This is a genomic window from Saccharothrix sp. HUAS TT1, from assembly GCF_040744945.1.
GTDB lineage: Bacteria > Actinomycetota > Actinomycetes > Mycobacteriales > Pseudonocardiaceae > Actinosynnema.
Genome location: NZ_CP160453.1, coordinates 6,855,120 through 6,871,574, shown reverse-complemented (window position 1 = coordinate 6,871,574; position 16,455 = coordinate 6,855,120). Strand labels below are relative to the sequence as shown.

The 16,455-nt window shown below is 72.2% G+C and carries 14 protein-coding genes; 5 read left to right on the top strand and 9 right to left on the bottom strand.

Features of this window, described 5'->3' with window-relative positions; translation table 11 throughout:
* Positions 1–18: 18 nt before the first annotated feature.
* The gene (locus AB0F89_RS30740; protein WP_367129148.1) at positions 19–3,225 is read right to left on the bottom strand and encodes a CHAT domain-containing protein; all 3,207 of its coding nucleotides are present in this window, start codon (positions 3,223–3,225) and stop codon (positions 19–21) included.
* A gap of 163 nt (positions 3,226–3,388) precedes the next feature.
* Between AB0F89_RS30740 and AB0F89_RS30735 the strand changes: the two genes are divergently transcribed.
* The 5 genes from AB0F89_RS30735 (at position 3,389) to AB0F89_RS30715 (ending at position 8,641) form a co-directional block, all read left to right on the top strand.
* Positions 3,389–4,060, top strand: a complete 672-nt coding sequence (locus AB0F89_RS30735) for an AIM24 family protein (RefSeq protein ID WP_367129147.1) — start codon at positions 3,389–3,391, stop codon at positions 4,058–4,060.
* Between the two features lie 135 nt (positions 4,061–4,195).
* On the top strand, positions 4,196–4,639 hold the full coding sequence (locus tag AB0F89_RS30730; protein WP_367129145.1) for a hypothetical protein: 444 nt from the start codon (positions 4,196–4,198) through the stop codon (positions 4,637–4,639).
* Complete coding sequence (locus AB0F89_RS30725) at positions 4,636–5,808, top strand: 26S protease regulatory subunit (protein ID WP_367129144.1); 1,173 nt, start codon at positions 4,636–4,638, stop codon at positions 5,806–5,808. Before AB0F89_RS30730 ends, AB0F89_RS30725 begins: the two co-directional genes overlap by 4 nt.
* Positions 5,805–7,586 carry a tetratricopeptide repeat protein gene (locus AB0F89_RS30720; RefSeq protein ID WP_367129143.1) on the top strand — a complete coding sequence of 594 codons (1,782 nt, stop codon included), beginning with the start codon at positions 5,805–5,807 and terminating at the stop codon, positions 7,584–7,586. The genes AB0F89_RS30725 and AB0F89_RS30720 overlap by 4 nt, the downstream gene beginning before the upstream one ends.
* Before the next feature lie 47 nt (positions 7,587–7,633).
* The gene (locus tag AB0F89_RS30715; RefSeq protein WP_367129142.1) at positions 7,634–8,641 is read left to right on the top strand and encodes a DUF2399 domain-containing protein; all 1,008 of its coding nucleotides are present in this window, start codon (positions 7,634–7,636) and stop codon (positions 8,639–8,641) included.
* Here the strand turns inward: AB0F89_RS30715 and AB0F89_RS30710 are convergent.
* The 8 genes from AB0F89_RS30710 to AB0F89_RS30675 form a co-directional block, all read right to left on the bottom strand.
* Complete coding sequence (locus AB0F89_RS30710; RefSeq protein WP_367129141.1) at positions 8,630–8,926, bottom strand: hypothetical protein; 297 nt, start codon at positions 8,924–8,926, stop codon at positions 8,630–8,632. The genes AB0F89_RS30715 and AB0F89_RS30710 overlap by 12 nt on opposite strands.
* 164 nt (positions 8,927–9,090) lie before the next feature.
* Entirely contained in the window at positions 9,091–9,813 is a 723-nt protein-coding gene (locus AB0F89_RS30705) for an ABC transporter permease subunit (protein WP_367129140.1), read from the bottom strand.
* The gene (locus tag AB0F89_RS30700) at positions 9,810–10,721 is read right to left on the bottom strand and encodes an ABC transporter ATP-binding protein (RefSeq protein ID WP_367129139.1); all 912 of its coding nucleotides are present in this window, start codon (positions 10,719–10,721) and stop codon (positions 9,810–9,812) included. The genes AB0F89_RS30705 and AB0F89_RS30700 overlap by 4 nt, the downstream gene beginning before the upstream one ends.
* Positions 10,718–11,578, bottom strand: a complete 861-nt coding sequence (locus AB0F89_RS30695) for a hypothetical protein (RefSeq protein ID WP_367129138.1) — start codon at positions 11,576–11,578, stop codon at positions 10,718–10,720. The genes AB0F89_RS30700 and AB0F89_RS30695 overlap by 4 nt, the downstream gene beginning before the upstream one ends.
* Positions 11,571–12,500 carry an ABC transporter ATP-binding protein gene (locus AB0F89_RS30690; protein WP_367129137.1) on the bottom strand — a complete coding sequence of 310 codons (930 nt, stop codon included), beginning with the start codon at positions 12,498–12,500 and terminating at the stop codon, positions 11,571–11,573. The genes AB0F89_RS30695 and AB0F89_RS30690 overlap by 8 nt, the downstream gene beginning before the upstream one ends.
* Before the next feature lie 145 nt (positions 12,501–12,645).
* Positions 12,646–13,617, bottom strand: coding sequence for an NB-ARC domain-containing protein (locus tag AB0F89_RS30685; protein ID WP_367139055.1), 972 nt, complete (start codon positions 13,615–13,617; stop codon positions 12,646–12,648).
* Between the two features lie 27 nt (positions 13,618–13,644).
* A complete protein-coding gene (locus AB0F89_RS30680; RefSeq protein WP_367129136.1) occupies positions 13,645–14,091 on the bottom strand; it encodes a hypothetical protein in 447 nt (148 codons plus the stop codon).
* A gap of 443 nt (positions 14,092–14,534) precedes the next feature.
* Entirely contained in the window at positions 14,535–16,031 is a 1,497-nt protein-coding gene (locus AB0F89_RS30675) for an NB-ARC domain-containing protein (RefSeq protein WP_367129135.1), read from the bottom strand.
* Positions 16,032–16,455: the final 424 nt, after the last annotated feature.

Here is a 16,455-nt window from a genome sequence, read left to right as displayed (position 1 = left end):
CACACGTCGTGCGGTCCCTCACGGGCCGTCGTGGACGAAGGGCGCCCAGACGATCGGGTTGGTGGGGTACCGGTCGCGCAGGACCGCGACGGCCCGGTGCAGCGCCGTCGCGGCGTCGGTCGGGTCCAGGCCGTCCGCCTCGCGCACCAGTTCGTAGAAGCCCCTGGTGACCCGCTGGGCGGCTCGGTCGTGGACCGACCACAGGGTGGCGATCGTGTGGCGGAAACCGGCCATGCGGAGGGCCGCGGCCGTGTGGATCGCCTCGTCCGGCAGGCCACCGCCGCCGAGGCGGGTGTGGCAGGCGGACAGGAACGCGAGGTCCGCCCGGTCCAGGCGCAGGTCGGCCAGGTGCAGCACGTTCAGGTCGTCGTCCCACAGGCACAGGCCCGACGTGGAGGGGTCGACCATGTCGAGCCGGCCGTGGCAGGCGAAGTGGGCCCAGGCGTGCCGCGGCAGTTCCCGCCGGACGGCTTCCAGGGTGGCCTCCCCGTCGACCAGGAACGTCGAACGCCCGTCGGTGAACAGGCCCCGCAGCACGTCGAGTTCCGCGACCACCGAGGGCAGTGCCCCGTGACCGCGTTCGGTCTCGGCCAGTCCCACGGCCAGCGGCGCGGCGGTCGCGGACGCCCGGCGACGGCGTGCCTCGACGAGCGAGGCGAGCGTGGTCGTGTAGGACGACACCACCGCGTACGGCAAGCCCACCGGTTCCACCGGGTCGCCGGTGGTGCGCGGGTACCGGCCCGCCGCGTGCAGGGGCAGCGGCACCAGCGACGCGGTGGGGCACCACCACACGCGGGGCGGTTCCGCCGACGCGGTCGGCAGGTCCAGGTGGCGGAGCACCGGGTGGGCGATGCGCTCCCACAGCCATTCCAGGGTGTCGTGCACGGTGTGCCGCGCTCGGTCACGCACGTGGGTGGAGGCGTCGGGGCTCGCCGCCTCGCCCAGGTGCTCCAGGTAGGTGTTGGACACCAGGTCCATCCCCGGGACGTCCACACCGGGCAGGGGCACGACCTCGACCCCCCGGTTCGGCCGCAGCACCAAGGCGTCGCAGCGGATCTTGCTGATGTTGACGATGACCACGGGCCCCTCGTCGGCGGCGCGGGCGAGTTCGGCGAACGGGGCGGGGGTCAGGAAGTCCTCCAGGCCGGGCCGCTCCCGGACCTCGTCCACCAGCCTGGTCCACTGCCGGGCCAGTCGCGCCCGCGTCTCCGAGTCCTCCCGCGGCGTGGCGTGCATGGTCGAGCGGACCTCCTCCAGCCGCTCGGCCAGGGCGGGTGCGCGTTCGGCGACCGAGGTGAAGTCGTCCCGCAAGTGCAACGTCGAGCGCCACATCAGCGCGCGGCCCTGTTCCAGCAGTTCGACGGCCAGTTCGGGTTCGCCGAGGGCGATGGCCAGCGCCGCCGCCTCCCTCGGCATCGCCGCGCCGTTCTTGAGGCCCCGTTCCCGGTCGCCCTGGTCGACGTGGGACCAGCCGATGTCCCGGAGCAGGGACACCGCCTCGCGCGCACCTTCCAGCGCGCTTCGGATGTCGCCGGCCTCCCGGGCCGCGCCGCTCCACACCTGGGTGGCGAACAAGCGGTCGCTCAGCGAGGAGCCGACCGCGCCGGCGGCTTCGCGCAGGGCTGCCATCGCCGCGGACCGGTCGGCGTCGGACGGGGAGCGCTCGTCACGCTTGAACAAGGCGCCCGCCAAACCCACCTGGACCTCCGCGAAGCCCACGTCGGTCCTGTCGCAGACCTCGGCCGCCGAGGCGAAGACGTCCGCAGCGGTGTCGTCGTCCATCGCGTAGAGGATCCGGGCGAGTATCCGTCGGGTGTCGAGCTTGGCGTGCCTGCTGACCGCGGTGGCCGCCGCCTCCCGCGCCACCACCAGGGCCTCCTCGGTCCGATCCGCCTTGTGCAGGGCGCCGGCCAGGTGCGCCAGCAGCGACGGGCGCGCGCTGTGGGTCGGCGCCAGCGCCACCACCGCCCGCCACGCGGCGTCGATCGCGTCGGCGTCCTCGGCGGCGAGCGCCATGCGGAGCAGGGTCGTGGGATTGTGCTCCGGTATGGCTCGCAACGCGGTCCTGGCGTGCTCCTCGGCGGAACGGGCGGCGTCCTCGTCGCCGGACCGGCCGGTGACCGCGGCCCGTGCGTTCAGAGCCGCCCCGAGGTTCATGGCCAGATTGGCTTGGTGGACGGCCTCGGTCACGCTCAAGTGCTCGACCGAGCGCAACACCTCGACCGCGGCGTCGAGGTCGTCCGGCGACCCTCGCAACCTGCCGCGCAGCTGCAGCGCCCCACCCAGGTTCGTGGCCGCGACGACCTTCTCGCCGCCGGTGAGCCGGTCGACCGCCGCCCGGCCCAGCTCGACCGCCTCGTCCAGGTCGGCGCCCGAGTCCGAGTGGAGCGCCAAGGACGTCAGCGCGGCGCACAGGCTGGTTTCGAGCTTCCCCCGTTGCCGCTCGTCCTCCTGCGCCCCGGCCAACGCCCGCTTGCCCAGGTCGAGCGCGGAGAGCAGCTGCTCCACCTCCCCGGTGACCTCGAACCGGTCGCGCATCAGGGAGACGACCGACCGGGCGGCGTCGAGCCGGGTGGCGCCGTCCGGTGGCGTGGCCTCGAAAGCCGTGAGCGCGACGGCCGCGGCCTCGTCCAGGTCCGAGCTGCGCCCCCTCAGGTCGTACCGGAACCGCAGCAGGTCGCGCAGGTCGTCCAGCAGCAGGCCGCGGGCGGGGTGGTCGTCCCCCGCGGCCTGCGCCGCCTTCCGCGCCAGGGTGACCGAGCGCACCAGGGCCGCGTCGTTGTCGGTCTCGGTGAACTGCCGGTAGGCGGCCTCGGCGCGCGAGCGCAGGTACAGCGGCCACACCAGCGGATCCACGTCGGAGGGCGGCGACGAGCGGGCGAGCAGCCGCAGGTTGGCCTCGGCCTGCGGGTGGCCCATCGCGACCGCGGCCCGCAGCCAGACCGCCGCCATCGGGTCGTCGGCGTTGTACAGCAGCACGCCCAGGTTGTTGGCGGCCCAGGGGTGCCCGGCCCGGTGCGCGCGGACGTACCAGAGCCTGGCGGCGGCGTGCTGCCCCGACCGCTCGGCCAGCAGCCCCAGGTTGTACATCCCGTTGAAGTCCCCGTGCGCGGCGGCGCCCAGGAACGCCTGCTCGGCCTCCTCGGTCCGCCCGTACTGGTCCAACTCGCAGCCTCGGACGGTTAATCGATGCCCGACGTGCCACTGGCGGCGCTTGACCGGCATGTGCTCACCCCTGGTCCACTGAGCTTCTTGCGCGTTCACCACGATGTCGCCGCGATCGACGCGGCGTTACCGATCACCGCCCCGCCGCCCGACCGCACCGAGTCGGTGACCTCCGTTCCGCTCCGAGGTGCGGGCCCGGTCGACCACCTGACACCATCGGACCATGCGCAGCTCACTCTTCGACCACTCGGAGCGGTCCGTCGAACCCGGCAGCTTCCAGCTCCAGAACGACCGCATGCTCAAGGTGGACCTCACCGGCACCGGTGGGTTCTTCTTCGCCCAGCAGGGGTCGATGGTGGCCTACCAGGGCGACGTCGACTTCGCCTACGAGGGCAGCGGCGGTATCGGGAAGCTGTTCAAAAAGGCCCTCACCGGCGAGGGCATGTCCCTGATGAAGGTGTCGGGCAGCGGCGACGTCTTCCTCGCCCGGGACGCCGACGAGGTGTTCATCATCCACCTGGAGGACGAGGGGGTGACCGTCAACGGCAACAACGTGCTGGCCTTCGAGAGCACGCTCAAGTGGGACATCAACCGCGTCGAGGGCGCGTCGATGCTCAGCGGCGGCCTGTTCAACACCACGTTCACCGGCACCGGGGCGCTCGCCGTCACGGCGTACGGGACGCCGGTCGTGCTCGACGTGGACGTGCCGACGCACGTCGACATGCAGTCCGCGGTCCTGTGGTCCACGTCGCTGCAGTCCTCGATCCGCCGGACGGCGAAGCTGGCCGCGGCCATCGGCCGGGGTTCGGGCGAGGCGTACCAGCTCGGGCTGACCGGGCGGGGGATCGTCGTCGTGCAGGCGTCGGAGGGTCACCCGAAGATCTCGCAGCAGTAGCCGCGCGACCCCCGCGCACCCGGCCGCCTGTTCGCCACGACGGACGGCGTGCTTGTCTCTTGTCCGGGAACCGGCCAGGTCCGCGCCTCCAGGATCGCGGGCTCGGCCGGCTGGGCTCGAACGGGAGAGAACCGGATGACGGCAGACAACAGCCCCGAGGCGGTGGCCGAGCTGGACCGCCTCGACGCGGCGGTCCGAGCGGCGCCCGCCGGCGACACGACGGCGCAGGTCGCGCTGTGGCGGCAGGTGGCCGCGCTGGACCGGTGGTTCTTCATCGCGCGGGGCTCCGCCGACCAACCCCGTCCCTACGGGGTGGCCTTCGAGCAGCGCCCGATGATCTGCCTCTACAGCAGCGCCGAGCGGGCGCGGGAAGCCGCCCGCGGTCTCGGGCTGGTCGACCCGGAAGGCGGCGAGGCGCCGCTGCTCGGTGTGCCGGTGCCCGCCGCGATCGACTACGTCGCCTCGTTCGGCCAGGTGGGCGTCTTCGGCGTGACGCTCGACCACCCGCGGATCGGCCACTACATCCCGCTGGCGAACCTGGGCCTGCTGAAGCGCTGGGTCGACGGGGACGCGCGGTGAGCGGCGTCGACCCGGACGACGGCTTCGTCGAGGTGATCGCGCACGAGGTGGCGGCCGACCCCGGCAACCTCGCCCTGCGTGAGGACTTCGTCACGCTGCTGCTGGAGCGGGACCCGGACCGCGCCGCCGCCGAACTGGCGGCGTTCGAGACCTCCGGCGGTGACCCGGCGCGGGTCCGACTGCTGCGCGCCCGGCTGGTGGCGGCGCGGATGCGCCACTCGAACCCGGTCCCGGCCCCGGCCGACGAGGACCGCCGTGACAGCGGCGCTGCCGGGTCGGCGTCGCTGTGGGACGCCGAGCGCCCGGCGGTGACGCTGGCCGACGTCGCGGGTCTCGCCGAGGTCAAGCGGCACCTGGACAGCGCGTTCCTGGCCCCGCTGCGCAACCCCGAGCTGGCGGCGGCGTTCGGGCAGAAGCCGGGCGGGTCGCTGCTGATGTACGGCCCACCCGGCTGCGGCAAGACGTTCATCGCCAGGGCGATCGCCGGCGACCTCGGCGCGTCGTTCATCCACGTGACCCTCGCCGACCTGCTCAGCAAGTGGATCGGGGAGAGCGAGAAGGCGATCCGGAGCGTGTTCCGCAACGCGCGCGCCGCGGCGCCGTGCGTGATCTTCTTCGACGAGTTCGACGCGCTCGGCGGGCGGCGCACCTCCGGCGGCGGCGGGTCGCAGTCGATGCGGATGCTCGTCAGCCAGCTGCTGGAGGAGCTCGACGGCGTGGCCGGCGCGAACGACGGGGTCTACTTCCTGGCCGCGACGAACCGGCCGTGGGACATCGACCCCGCGCTGCGCCGACCGGGCCGGATCGACAAGACGGTGCTGGTGCTGCCACCGGACGCGGCCGCCAGGGCGGCCATCGTCCGGGGCGCGCTGGCGGGCAAGCCGGCCGACGGTGTCGACGTCGTCGCCGTCTCGGCGGCGACCGAGGGGTTCTCCGGCGCCGACCTCGGCCACCTGACGACCACCGTGCTGCAGCAGGCGATGGTCGAGTCGATGAACAGCGGTGCGCTGGTGCCGGTCACCACCGAGGCGGTGCTGGCCGCGGTCGGCGGCATCACCCCGTCCACGACGTCCTGGTTCGACCAGGTGGCGCCGGTGCTGGAGTACGGAGTGGACGACGGCACCTTCGACCAGCTCCGGGCGTACCGGATCAAGCGAGGCATGCGATGAGCGACTTCGGGCGCGACGCCCCCGCCCCCGCCGACGCCGACGTCGACGCCGTGGAACGGACCCTGGACCTGGCCTGGGAGCTGTTCGCGGCACAGCCGTCGCACCCCGAGGTCGCCGAGCTGGCGCTGCGGGTGCTCGCGGTCCAGCCGGAGCGGAGCAGCGTGTCGCTGCTGCTCGGCAACCACCGCGAGGTCTGCGGTGAGACCGTCGAGGCGCGACGGCTCTACCTCCGGGTCGCCGGGCGCCGTGACGGCCAGTTCGTCAACGCGGCTCGCGCCCTGCGGCACCTGGCGTTCGCCGAGCACGACCACCCCGAGGCGCTGCGGTGGGCGCGCACCGTGCTGGCCGAGGAGCACGAGGACTGGTCCGACTGGATGGAGCTGGGGTCCGCCCAAGCGCTCTGCGGGGAGCACGAGGACGGGTGGCGCCGGCTCGACCAGGCGGTGGCGCTGTGCTCCCGGACGGCGCCGGACGACCTGCCCAGGGCGCTCGGGACGCGCGCGGTGCACCTGCTGAGGAGCTTCGCGCCACCCGACCGGTTCGCCCCCGCGGCCGAGGAGGCCATCCGGGCCGACGCGGCGAACTCCTGGGTCGCCCTGCTGCTCGGCTGGGCCTACCTGGTGCAGTACCGGTTCGCCGACGCGGAACGGCTCGGCCTGCGGCTGCTGCGCGAGGACCCGACCGAGGAGCTGCTGCAGAACCTGGTGGGGACGGCCCGGACGATGCTGCGGATCGTCGAGAACGCCCACGCCCAGGACATCACGCTGGAGGACATCCGCCGCACCGGGGTGATCGAGCTGGGGTGGCGGCAACTCCGCGACCAGGTGCTCGGCACCGACCTGGCCTCCGCGTTGGCGGCGCTGGACGAGGTGATGCCGGCCGACCTGCGGGCCACCCTGCGGCCGGGGATCTCGCTCTCGGCCGAGGACGCGGCTGCCGCCGACGTCGACAAGATCGGCTCCATGGTCGCGGAGGACCTGGTGGCCTGGCACGACGGCCAGCAGCCCGGCTCCGGCGCCGCCTGGGGACCGGCCGAGCCGTTCCGCCTGATGTCGGCGGCCGAGATCATCGCCGAGGCCACCGCGATCGAGGCCGACCCGGCGGCGCACCCGGACTGGCCCGAGAACGAGGTCTGGGAGCAGGTGATGACCGACGACGCCGGGGCGTACCTGGTCGCCGTCGCCTTCGGGGCGCTGGTCCGACGTCGGCCCGGACAGCCCGACGAGCCCGTCGCCGAGTCGATGGCCGACTGGATCTGGGACCGGGTGGCCGACTTCGGTGGCCGGGACCCGCGACCGGTGTCCCGGAAGACCGGGGAGCCCCCGGCCGACGACCTGCCCGCCGTCCCCGGGACGTCGCTGACCGGCGTCATCGCGACGATGTACGCCGCTCTCGGCGCGTCCGAGCGTTCTGCGCCGTACGCGGAACTGCGCGGGACCTTCCCCGGTTCGAGCGTCCGGCAGGGTGCGCTGGACCCCGTCGCCCCGGGGCACGACGGCGTCGACGTCGTGCTGCTCGACGGGCTGGTGCGGAAGGTCACCGTCGACGTCGGCCTCTGCCCGGGCGCCGACCGCGTGATCTCCGGGCTCGACCTCGACGGGCAGCGCGGACCGGTCGACGCCTACCTGCGGGCGAACGGCGCCCTCGCGCACAACAGCTGGGAGAACCGCGCCACCGGCGAGGTCACCGTCAACTACGACCTCGCCGAGCACCGGCTCGGCCTGCAGTGGGAGACCGGGAGGCTCGCCCGGATCTTCGTGTCCGCCGCCGGCCGGTGACCGGGTCGGCGTGGGCGCGGTCCGGGTCGCGGAACTAGGCTCGGCCGGTGCACCTGGACCAACCTGAGCTCGCCGAGCTGTGGCGGCTGGCCCGCGAGACCCTGGAGGGTGGCGGCCGGTCCGCGTTCAGCCTCCGCGTCGAGGACGGGAAGACCGCCGCGGCGCTCGCCGAACTGCTGCGCAAGCCGGTCGCGCACCCGGCTCGCCGGCAGATCTCCCTGGCACGCCTGGACGAGCACGTCCGCGCGCACGGCAGCACGCTGGTCGAGGTGCTGGAAGCGCTGCACGGCAAGCCGATCGGCATGGCCACGGCGGAGGGGGAGGCGTCGACGGCCGACGCCGTGCTGAAGTTCGCGCTGCGCGAGCACGACCTGCTGCACGAACCGTGGGCCGCACCGTGGATCGCGCACGTGCGCCGGTACGGCCGGATCCCGCGGCCCGCGTTGCCGATGCTCGCCAACCAGGCCGCCGCGGTGCTCGGCAGGCTCGGTCCGACGACGACCCGGTTCGCCCTGGCCGGCAACGACCTCGACGACGGGCAGCCGCTCGCCCGGATCGTGGGCAAGGCGCTCGAACTCATGGGCACCACCTGGGAGCGGGCGGGGATCTTCAAGGACGCCTACAGCAACCCCGTGCTGACCTCCCAGGGCTACCTGACGTTGAACGACACCCTCGAAGCGCCGGAGGTCACCGTCGTCCGCAGCCCGCGCCTGCTCGAATCCGGCGTGCCCGGCCCGCTGGTGGTGCTCCCGAACGGCCTCACCGCGCAGGCCAGGCACCACCTCGCCGGCAAGGTGGTCCGCTGCCACAACGACTTCACGCCGGACGGCATCCGCGCGACCAACGACGTCCTCGCCTGGACCGGCGGCACGGCGTGGCGCATGTCGGCGAACGACTACCGCGAGGCCGTCGCGACGCTGATCGCCCGGGGCGTCGACCTGCCGACGTTGACCAGCCGCCCCGCGGAGGCCGCCTGGGACCCCGACCTGGCCGAGGTCATGACCACCACGGGCCTGGTGGTCACCGAGGAGCACGTGCTGTCGTCACTGCTCTGACGGCGCGAACCGCTGTTCGGGGTTCGGATCCAGGTCGAGCCAGGTGGTGTGCTGGTGGGGCTGGTAGAACACGGGTGTGGCGCGTTTTGATCTGACCGATGCCGAGTGGGCGTTGATCGAGCCGCACCTGCTGGTGGCGGCCACCGGGCCGTTGCCGCGGCGGGTGCGGGAGCAGTTCAACGCCTGGGCCAGGGCGGGGGTGTTCCAGGCGTTGATGGACGCGTTGATCGCCGAGGCCGCCTCTCGCGGGCAGGTCGGGTCGGAGTTGGTGAGCGTGGACTCCACGATCGTGCGAGCGCATCACGAATCTGCCGGGTTGGCGGTCGCCGGGGAGACTCTCGCGGGCACGTCTGCCGGTCGTGACCGTGCCACCTGCAGGCGGCGTCGGAAGGCGCGGGCTGAGGCGGCCGGGCTCGGCCGGTCCCCAGGCGGGCTGAGCCGAACAGCTCCTAGTTCGCCTCGCCCGTCAGCGCGAACGTCCGCAGCCTCCGCGTGGCGCCGACCGCGCCCACCACGGCGAACACCGACGCCATGATCAACGCCGTGGGCAGCGACAGCGTCGAGGAGATCAGCGGGGTGTCGCCGATGGCGTCCGCGATGGCCGCCGCGTGCTGGCGGATGCTGAACACGCGGGCGCCGTCCACGAACGACACCAGCAGGTTCTCCCACAGCACGATGTAGACGAGGCCGACCGCGACCGGGCGCTTGGTCATCACGCTCAGGGCCAGGAACAGGGCGCTGTAGGCCAGCGCGCCGAGGGCCGTGCCGGCGACCAGGCCGACCGCCAGCGCGCCGGAACCCGCGATCACGGCCGCGGCGGCCAGCGGCAGGGCGGTGGCCGCGGTGGTCACCAGCCAGGCCACCAGGAGCTTGGACAGGATGATCTCCGAGCGCGGCAGCGGCTTGGTGATCAGGTGGGTGATGGTGCCGTCGTCGATCTCCAGACCGAGCACGCTGCTGCCGACGATCAACGCGGTCAGCGGCAGCACGACCGCGAGCCCGAGGTTGGAGAAGACCAGCGGGCCCCAGTCGGACGGGGTCGCGGCCTCGTCCTCTTCGGTGACGGCCAGCAGGGTCAGCCCCAGCAGGATGATCGGCATGGGGAGCAGCAGCAGCACGCGCCTGCGGCCGAGGAGCGCCCTCGCCGTGAGGCTCATGATCGTCGGGTTCATGTGGTCACCAGGTAGGAGAAGACCTTCTCGAGGGACTCGTCCGAAGGCAGGATGGTGGTCAGCCGGATGTCGCGCGCCTTGGCGAGCTTGGCCAGGGCGCGGGTGAAGGCGCCGTAGTCGCTGGTGTGCACCTGGAGCCCCGCCTCGGTGATGCTGATACCGGAGACCGACGGCTCGGCCATCAGCGCCGTCGCGAGGAGGCGGTCGTCGGAGGAGGCGATGGTGAACACGTGCGGGCGGGTGGTCATCAACCGCCGGATGTGCCGGTAGTCGCCGGAGGCGGCGAGCCTGCCCGCCACGATCACCTGCACGGTGCCGGAGAGCTGTTCGACCTCCTCCAGGATGTGGGAGCTGAACACGATGGTCCGCCCCTTCCCGGCCATGCCGTCGAGCAGTTCCATCATGTGCATCCGCTGCCGGGGGTCCATGCCGTTGAACGGCTCGTCCAGCAGCAGCACGTCCGGGTCGTGCACCAGCGCCGCGGCGACCCGGCTCCGCTGGCGCATCCCCTTGGAGTAGGTGGAGATCCGGCGGTCCTGCGCGTCGACCAGGTCCACGGTCTCCAGGGCGGCGCGGGCCGCGGCCCTCGGGTCGGGGAGCTTGTGCAGCTTGGCGCCGGCCAGGACGAACTCCCACGCGGTGAGGAATCCCGGCACGCTCTCGCGCTCGGTCACCAGGCCGAGCCTGCGGTACACGGCCGGGTTGGTCCACGCGGGCTCCCCGCCGATCGTGACCTTGCCCTGCGACGGCTCCAACAGGCCCGCCATCAGGTGCAGCACGGTCGTCTTGCCCGCGCCGTTGGGCCCGAGCAGGCCGGTCAGCCCCGGGCCGATCGACAGCGTCACGTCGTTGACCGCGACCACGTTGCCGTACCAGCGGGAGACCCCTGCGAGTTCCACGGCGTTCACGACCTCACCCCCTTGTACCGCCACACCGCGGCCATCGTGCCGAGCGCGGCCAGCGCGACCGTGACCAGGCCGTACACCGGTCCGAACGAGCCGATCGGGGCGAGGTCGACGTCCGCCCCGAACAACCACTGGTCCACGCCGTTGAGCAGGCTCGTCGGGTCGAGCAGCCCGGCGAGCTGTCCGATCGCGCCGGAGTCCAGCTCGCGCAGGACGGCCGAGATCGGGGCGGTGAGCAGGAAGACCGCCATGATCATGCCGGTGGTGAACACCCGGCGTCCCGACAGCGACGCGATCGGCAGGCCCAGCGCCGCCAGGAGCACCGCGTGGACGGCCGCGGCGAGGAGGCCGACGAGCAGTCCGCCGAACTCCTCCAGCACACCCGGGACGCCGTCGTCGGTGCTGAAGGCCATGCCGATGAACATGATCAGCATGGGCACGGCGAGCATCAGGAACGTCGCGGTGGCCAGCGCGGCGACCTTGGCCAGCGCGTAGCTCGCCCGGCCCAGCGGGCGGGACAGGTACAGGTGCAGCAGGTTCGTGCGCAGGTCCACCGACACCAGCTCGGGCGCGACCACGGCGACGAACACCGTCGCGGCGAAGGTGAAGGTGGAGGCGATGCCGACGTAGTCGAGCACCGGCTGGGGCAGCTGGCTGTTGATGATCACGATGACCAGCGAGGCGATGCCGGCCAGGCCGACGAGCCCGATCGGCAGCACCTTCGCCCACGGGCTGCGGCCGAGGCCGTAGGCGCTGCGGACGCTGTGGGTGTACAGCGCGCGGGCCGAGTAGCCGGGGCCGAGCCTCGGGCCGGTGTAGCGCTGGTAGCCGATGTCGTGGATGACGCCGGACTCAGACATGGGACACCTCCTCGGCCGGGCGGTCGCGGAACAGGTCGGCGACCTGGTGCCGCTGGCGTTCGAGCCGGTGCAGGCTGAGGTCGAGGTCCGCGACGGCGTCCCGGATGAGGTCGTACACCGCGCCGTCGTCCTCGCCGAGGCGGACGGTCAGCACGCGGTTGCGGCGGCGCACGTCCACGCCCCCGGCGGCGAGCGCGTCGGCCAGCCGCTCGGCGCCCTCGTCGATCTCGACCACGAGCAGGTCGTTGTGCTCGGTCATCGAGGACAGCGTCGCCGAGCGCAGGAGGGTGCCCGCGTCGATGGCCACCAGCGACGTGCAGATCCGCTCGATCTCGCCGAGCAGGTGGGAGCAGACCACCACCGAGATGCCGAACTCGGTGCCGATGCGGTGCACCAGGTCGAGCATCGCCCGCCTGCCCTCCGGGTCGAGCCCGTTGGTGGGTTCGTCCAGCAGCAGCAGTTCGGGGTCGTGGACCAGGGCCTGGGCGAGCTTGACCCGCTGCTTCATGCCGGTGGAGTACCCGCCGATCCGGCGGTAGCGCTCCTCGTAGAGCCCCACGTGCCGCAACGTCTCCGACGCCCGCTCCCGCGCCGCCGCGGCGGGCAGGCCGCTGATCCGCGCCATGTGCGTGACGAACTCCGCGGCGACCACGTCCGGCGGCAGGCAGTCGTGCTCGGGCATGTAACCGACCTTCGCCCGCACCTGCTCCCCGTCCGCGATCGGGTCGAGGCCGAGCACGCGAATCCGCCCGCTGGTGGGGGTGAGCAGCCCGAGCGCGAGCTTGATCAGCGTGGTCTTCCCGGCGCCGTTGACCCCGACCAGACCGACGACGCCCGCCTCGATGTCCAACGTCAGGTCCGTCAGAGCGGTCACCTTGCCGTCGTAGCGCATTCCCAGCGCCGTGGTCTCGATGAGTGGCACACGAGGACCCTAGGGCCGTCCGTCCACCCGTCACATCCGGCCCACCCCTGAGGTTGATGATCTCCGACCCTTAGGGGATGCCTTGTGCGGCCAGAGCGCTGTCGGCGTGCCGCGCAACCTGAGCGTACGTCGACTTGTGCTGGAGTCAGTAGATCTGCACGTGTGTTGTGGTGATGACACCGTGCTCAGGGCGGTAGTCGGTGAACTTGTAGTCCAAGTGGACCCGCGCGGAACGGCCCGCGATGTCGAACTGGACGTATCCGGTGTTGTTCCCACTGCTGATCTTGTGGATGCCGTGTGCGCGAACGGCGGCCCGGCCGGGGCTGGCCAGGGAGATCTTGGTGAGGCGGCTCCACAGCGTGAGGAAGTCGTTCCGGTTCTCGCTTCCCGGGCCGTCCACCCGGTGGATGCTGCCGTCGCGGTCGTGGGTGCTGATGGTGCTCGGCGGGTGATCGTGCGCGGGCGGCACGCGCCGGTCCCATTCCTCGTCAATGCTGATCTTCTCTGCGCTCGTCCCCGTCCAGATCCTGCTCGCCGCACCCGTCTCCGGGTCGAACCAGACGATCCGGATGTCGGAGGAAGTGCCTTTCGACCTGGCCGGGTGGGCCAAGTCGGCCTGCTCGACCGACAGCGCCAGTGCTGCGGCTTCGGTTTCGAGGGATTCGTCCAGCTGTGCGTCCTGGGCGGTGACCGGCCGGGTTCTGGCGCGGCGCCGGCTGTAGAGCCGTTCCAGGTATTCCGCGCAGGAGAGGTGTCGCTGCAGCAGGTGGTCGGCGGCGCGTGCCAGTGCTGTCGGCACGTGTTCGAGCGCGTGCGTCAGCTCGGTCAGTCCATTCGTCAGGTGGGGGTGGTCGACCAGGCGGGCGCGCACGTAGGCGGCGGATTCCTCCGAGGTGAACAGCCCGATCTCGATCGGGTGCCGCCCGTCACCCTGTAGTGCGACATCACGCCGTCTGGTGGTCACCAAGGCGCGGCCGGTCGGAGAGGGCGGGGGCCACAACCCTTCGAGGTCGGAAGGCTTCCACAGGTCGTCCAGCACGACCAACCAGCGGGCCTTCGTCGTGGCGAGCCAGGAGAGCAGTCGTGACGCGCCACGAGACGGTTGTGAGTCCTCGATGCCGGTCAGCTCGGTGGCCAGTTGTGCTTACTCCGCGACGACGAGATCGCGCGAACCGGCGGTTGCCCAGACCAGCAGGTCGATCTCGCCTGAACTCCAGGCGTGCTCGGCGTAGGCGGCCGCCAACTGCGTCTTGCCCATTCCGCTTAAACCGAACAGCACTGCCATTCGCGTGTTTCTGCCGTGAGGTTCGACATCCTCGTTCGGTGTTTTTCCGATTAATTCGGCAACGGCACGTGCCTGGAAGCCTGCTGCGCGCGGAGGCACCTCTCCGAACCGGTGGGGCAGCGTCACGGGCGTGCGGCCGTAGTGCACGTGCACCCCGCCGTTTATCACGTTGGCCTGTATCGTCGGGCCAATCGTCGTGCCGCTCATCACGTTGGCCGTTGCATGGGTGATGTTGACGTGCGGCCGATCCGGCGGGTCGTTCGGGTCGCTGTCGCCGCGCGGTCCCGGTTCACCAGGGCTTCCCACGCTTCGGATCTTCGCGTACGGGACGGGGTGCGGGCTGTTGGTTGACCGCACTTCACCCGTTTGGCGTCGAGCGGTTGACCGCTTTGTCGAGCAATCGTCTACTTCCTGCTCGGCTGGAGCGACGTGTGGTCTCTTTGTGGTCCAAATCGGTAGTCACTGTTATGGATCACACTTGGTTCGCACGACCAGTGGTTTGCCTCTTCAAGAATCGAACGGCCGACGGCCAGGCGTCGACCCCTCAGGGCGGTGCTCGCGCGTCGATGCGGCGAGCACCGCGTGATCGGCCCGGTTCGGTGCGAGCGAGGGGCGCGGCACGGGGCTCGGGGTCGGAGTGCCGGCGGGTTCGACATCGGGACCGGGTGGGGGCGGGTACAGCGGTCGTGAGGGCGTGTCCGCGAGCACGCCCCCGAGGTCCGGGTGCACGACCGCCGCGGCTCGGTGCGTCAGTGCACGGTTCTAGCGCCCCACAGGATGGTCGGTTCCACCCGGCCCGCGGTGCGGGTGGGCAGTTCGATGCGGAGAGGTGACAGCGCGCCTCCCGCCATGACCTCCGGGCGGCAGTCCGCCAGGTCCGGGCGTCCCCGCAGGGCGTTCCAGTCGATCGGCTCGTGCCGGCGCGCCTGTCTCGGCGGTGAGTCGAGCCACTGCGGTGGCGGGGGTAAGTGGGAGTGGTCGGTCGGGGTCGCGCCCGCCTCGATCGCGAACGCCCGCACCAGTCGCTCCACCCGGTAGCTACCCGGGTGGTCGCCGCGGCGCAGCAGACCGGCTTCCACCAGTTCCTCCGCCAGCTCCCCGCCCTCGTGCACGACCGAGTCCGGGTCGCAGCGGAACGGCAGGCGGGCGATGCGGGTCAGCAGCGTCCGGGCGGCCCCGCCCAGCTCCTGGTAGGCGGAGTTCAGCGACTCGCGCAGGGACAGGTCGCCGATGCGGAGCCAGTTCAGCGCGCCGTCGCGCTCCACCAGCTTGGCGTTCGCCCGGTGCAGCGGCAGGTCCGGCCGGGCGACGAGCTTGCGCAGGGCGATGTTCAGCGCCAGGGGCAGGTCGTCGCACAGCTCGGCGAGCCGGTCGCACTCGCGCGGCTCGGCCTCGGCCCGTTCGGGCACGGCCGCGGTGATCATCGCGAGCGAGTCGGACCGCGACGGCACGTCCAGCCGGACGCGGCGGACGCCGTCCAGGCCCAGCAGCGGCTTGCGGCTGACCACCAGGGTCTGGCTGTGCCGGGACTCGGTCAGCAGCGGGCGCACCTGGCGCTCGTCGCGGACGTTCTCCAGCAGGACCAGGAGCCTGCGCTCCACCAGCAGGGACCGGTACAGCCCCGCGCGCTGGTCGACCGTGCCGGACAGGTGGTCTGCGGGCACTCCCAGAGCCCGCAGAAAACCGTCCAGCACGAACCCGGCGTCCGAAGCGGTGCCGCTCAGCGGTCCGAGGTCCGCGTACAGCTGGCCGTCGACCATGTCGGCGGCGACGCGGTGCGCGTGGTGCAGGGCCAGGTCGCTCTTGCCCACCCCGACCGGACCGGTGACGACCGCCGGGCTGGACGCGGGCACCTGGAGCAGGTCCAACTCGCGCTGCCTGCCGACGAACCCCCAGGATCGCAGCGGCAGCTGGGCCGGCCGGGGCATCCCCCGGTCTTGGGGCGAGCTCCTATATCGGCCCCAGGACGGCGCGTCCGTGTTGGCGACGTTCGCGGCTTCCATCCAGCGCCGCCGCCACTCCTCCCGGTCACCGCCGCACGCGGCGACGAAACCGAGCGTCACCTGCAACGTCGGCAGCCGGGTGCCGCTGGCCGCGTTCGACAGCACGGACGGTGCGAACAACGCCGAGCGCGCCATCTCCCGGTACGTCGGGTTGCCGGCGCACGCTCTTAATCGGCGCAGCTCCGTGGCGAACGTGGCGGCCACCCCGCTGCCGACGTCCACGGGCTTCTCCGGTCTCGCCATGGCTGATCCCCCTCCTTGAGCCGACGACTCCGTCGGACGTCGGAACACCACTACCGCCGATAGTGCCCGCGTCGATCCGGCCGGCGGATCGGCGGGCCACGACGGACTGATGGGCACATGCGGTCTTCGGATAGCCGCTGGGCACGGCCGCACTCCCCAGGCGGCAGGCACGTGCGGCATCACGAAGTGATCGGCCGACCCCGGTTCACCGGGTGGCGGCGTCCAGCTCCGAGCGCGGGGTGGTCACGCGATCGGCTGGACGGGTGTGGGGGAAGGCCGCCGCCGCCGTCTCAGCGCGGGCGGTTCCCGGCGGGGTGATCCGGTGTTCCCCCCGGTCAACGCGCAGGCGTCGGGCAGGGGTGGTGTCGTGCGCGAGAGGATCGCCGCGCCGGACAGGTCTTCTGCCGTGCCAGTCACAGGTCTG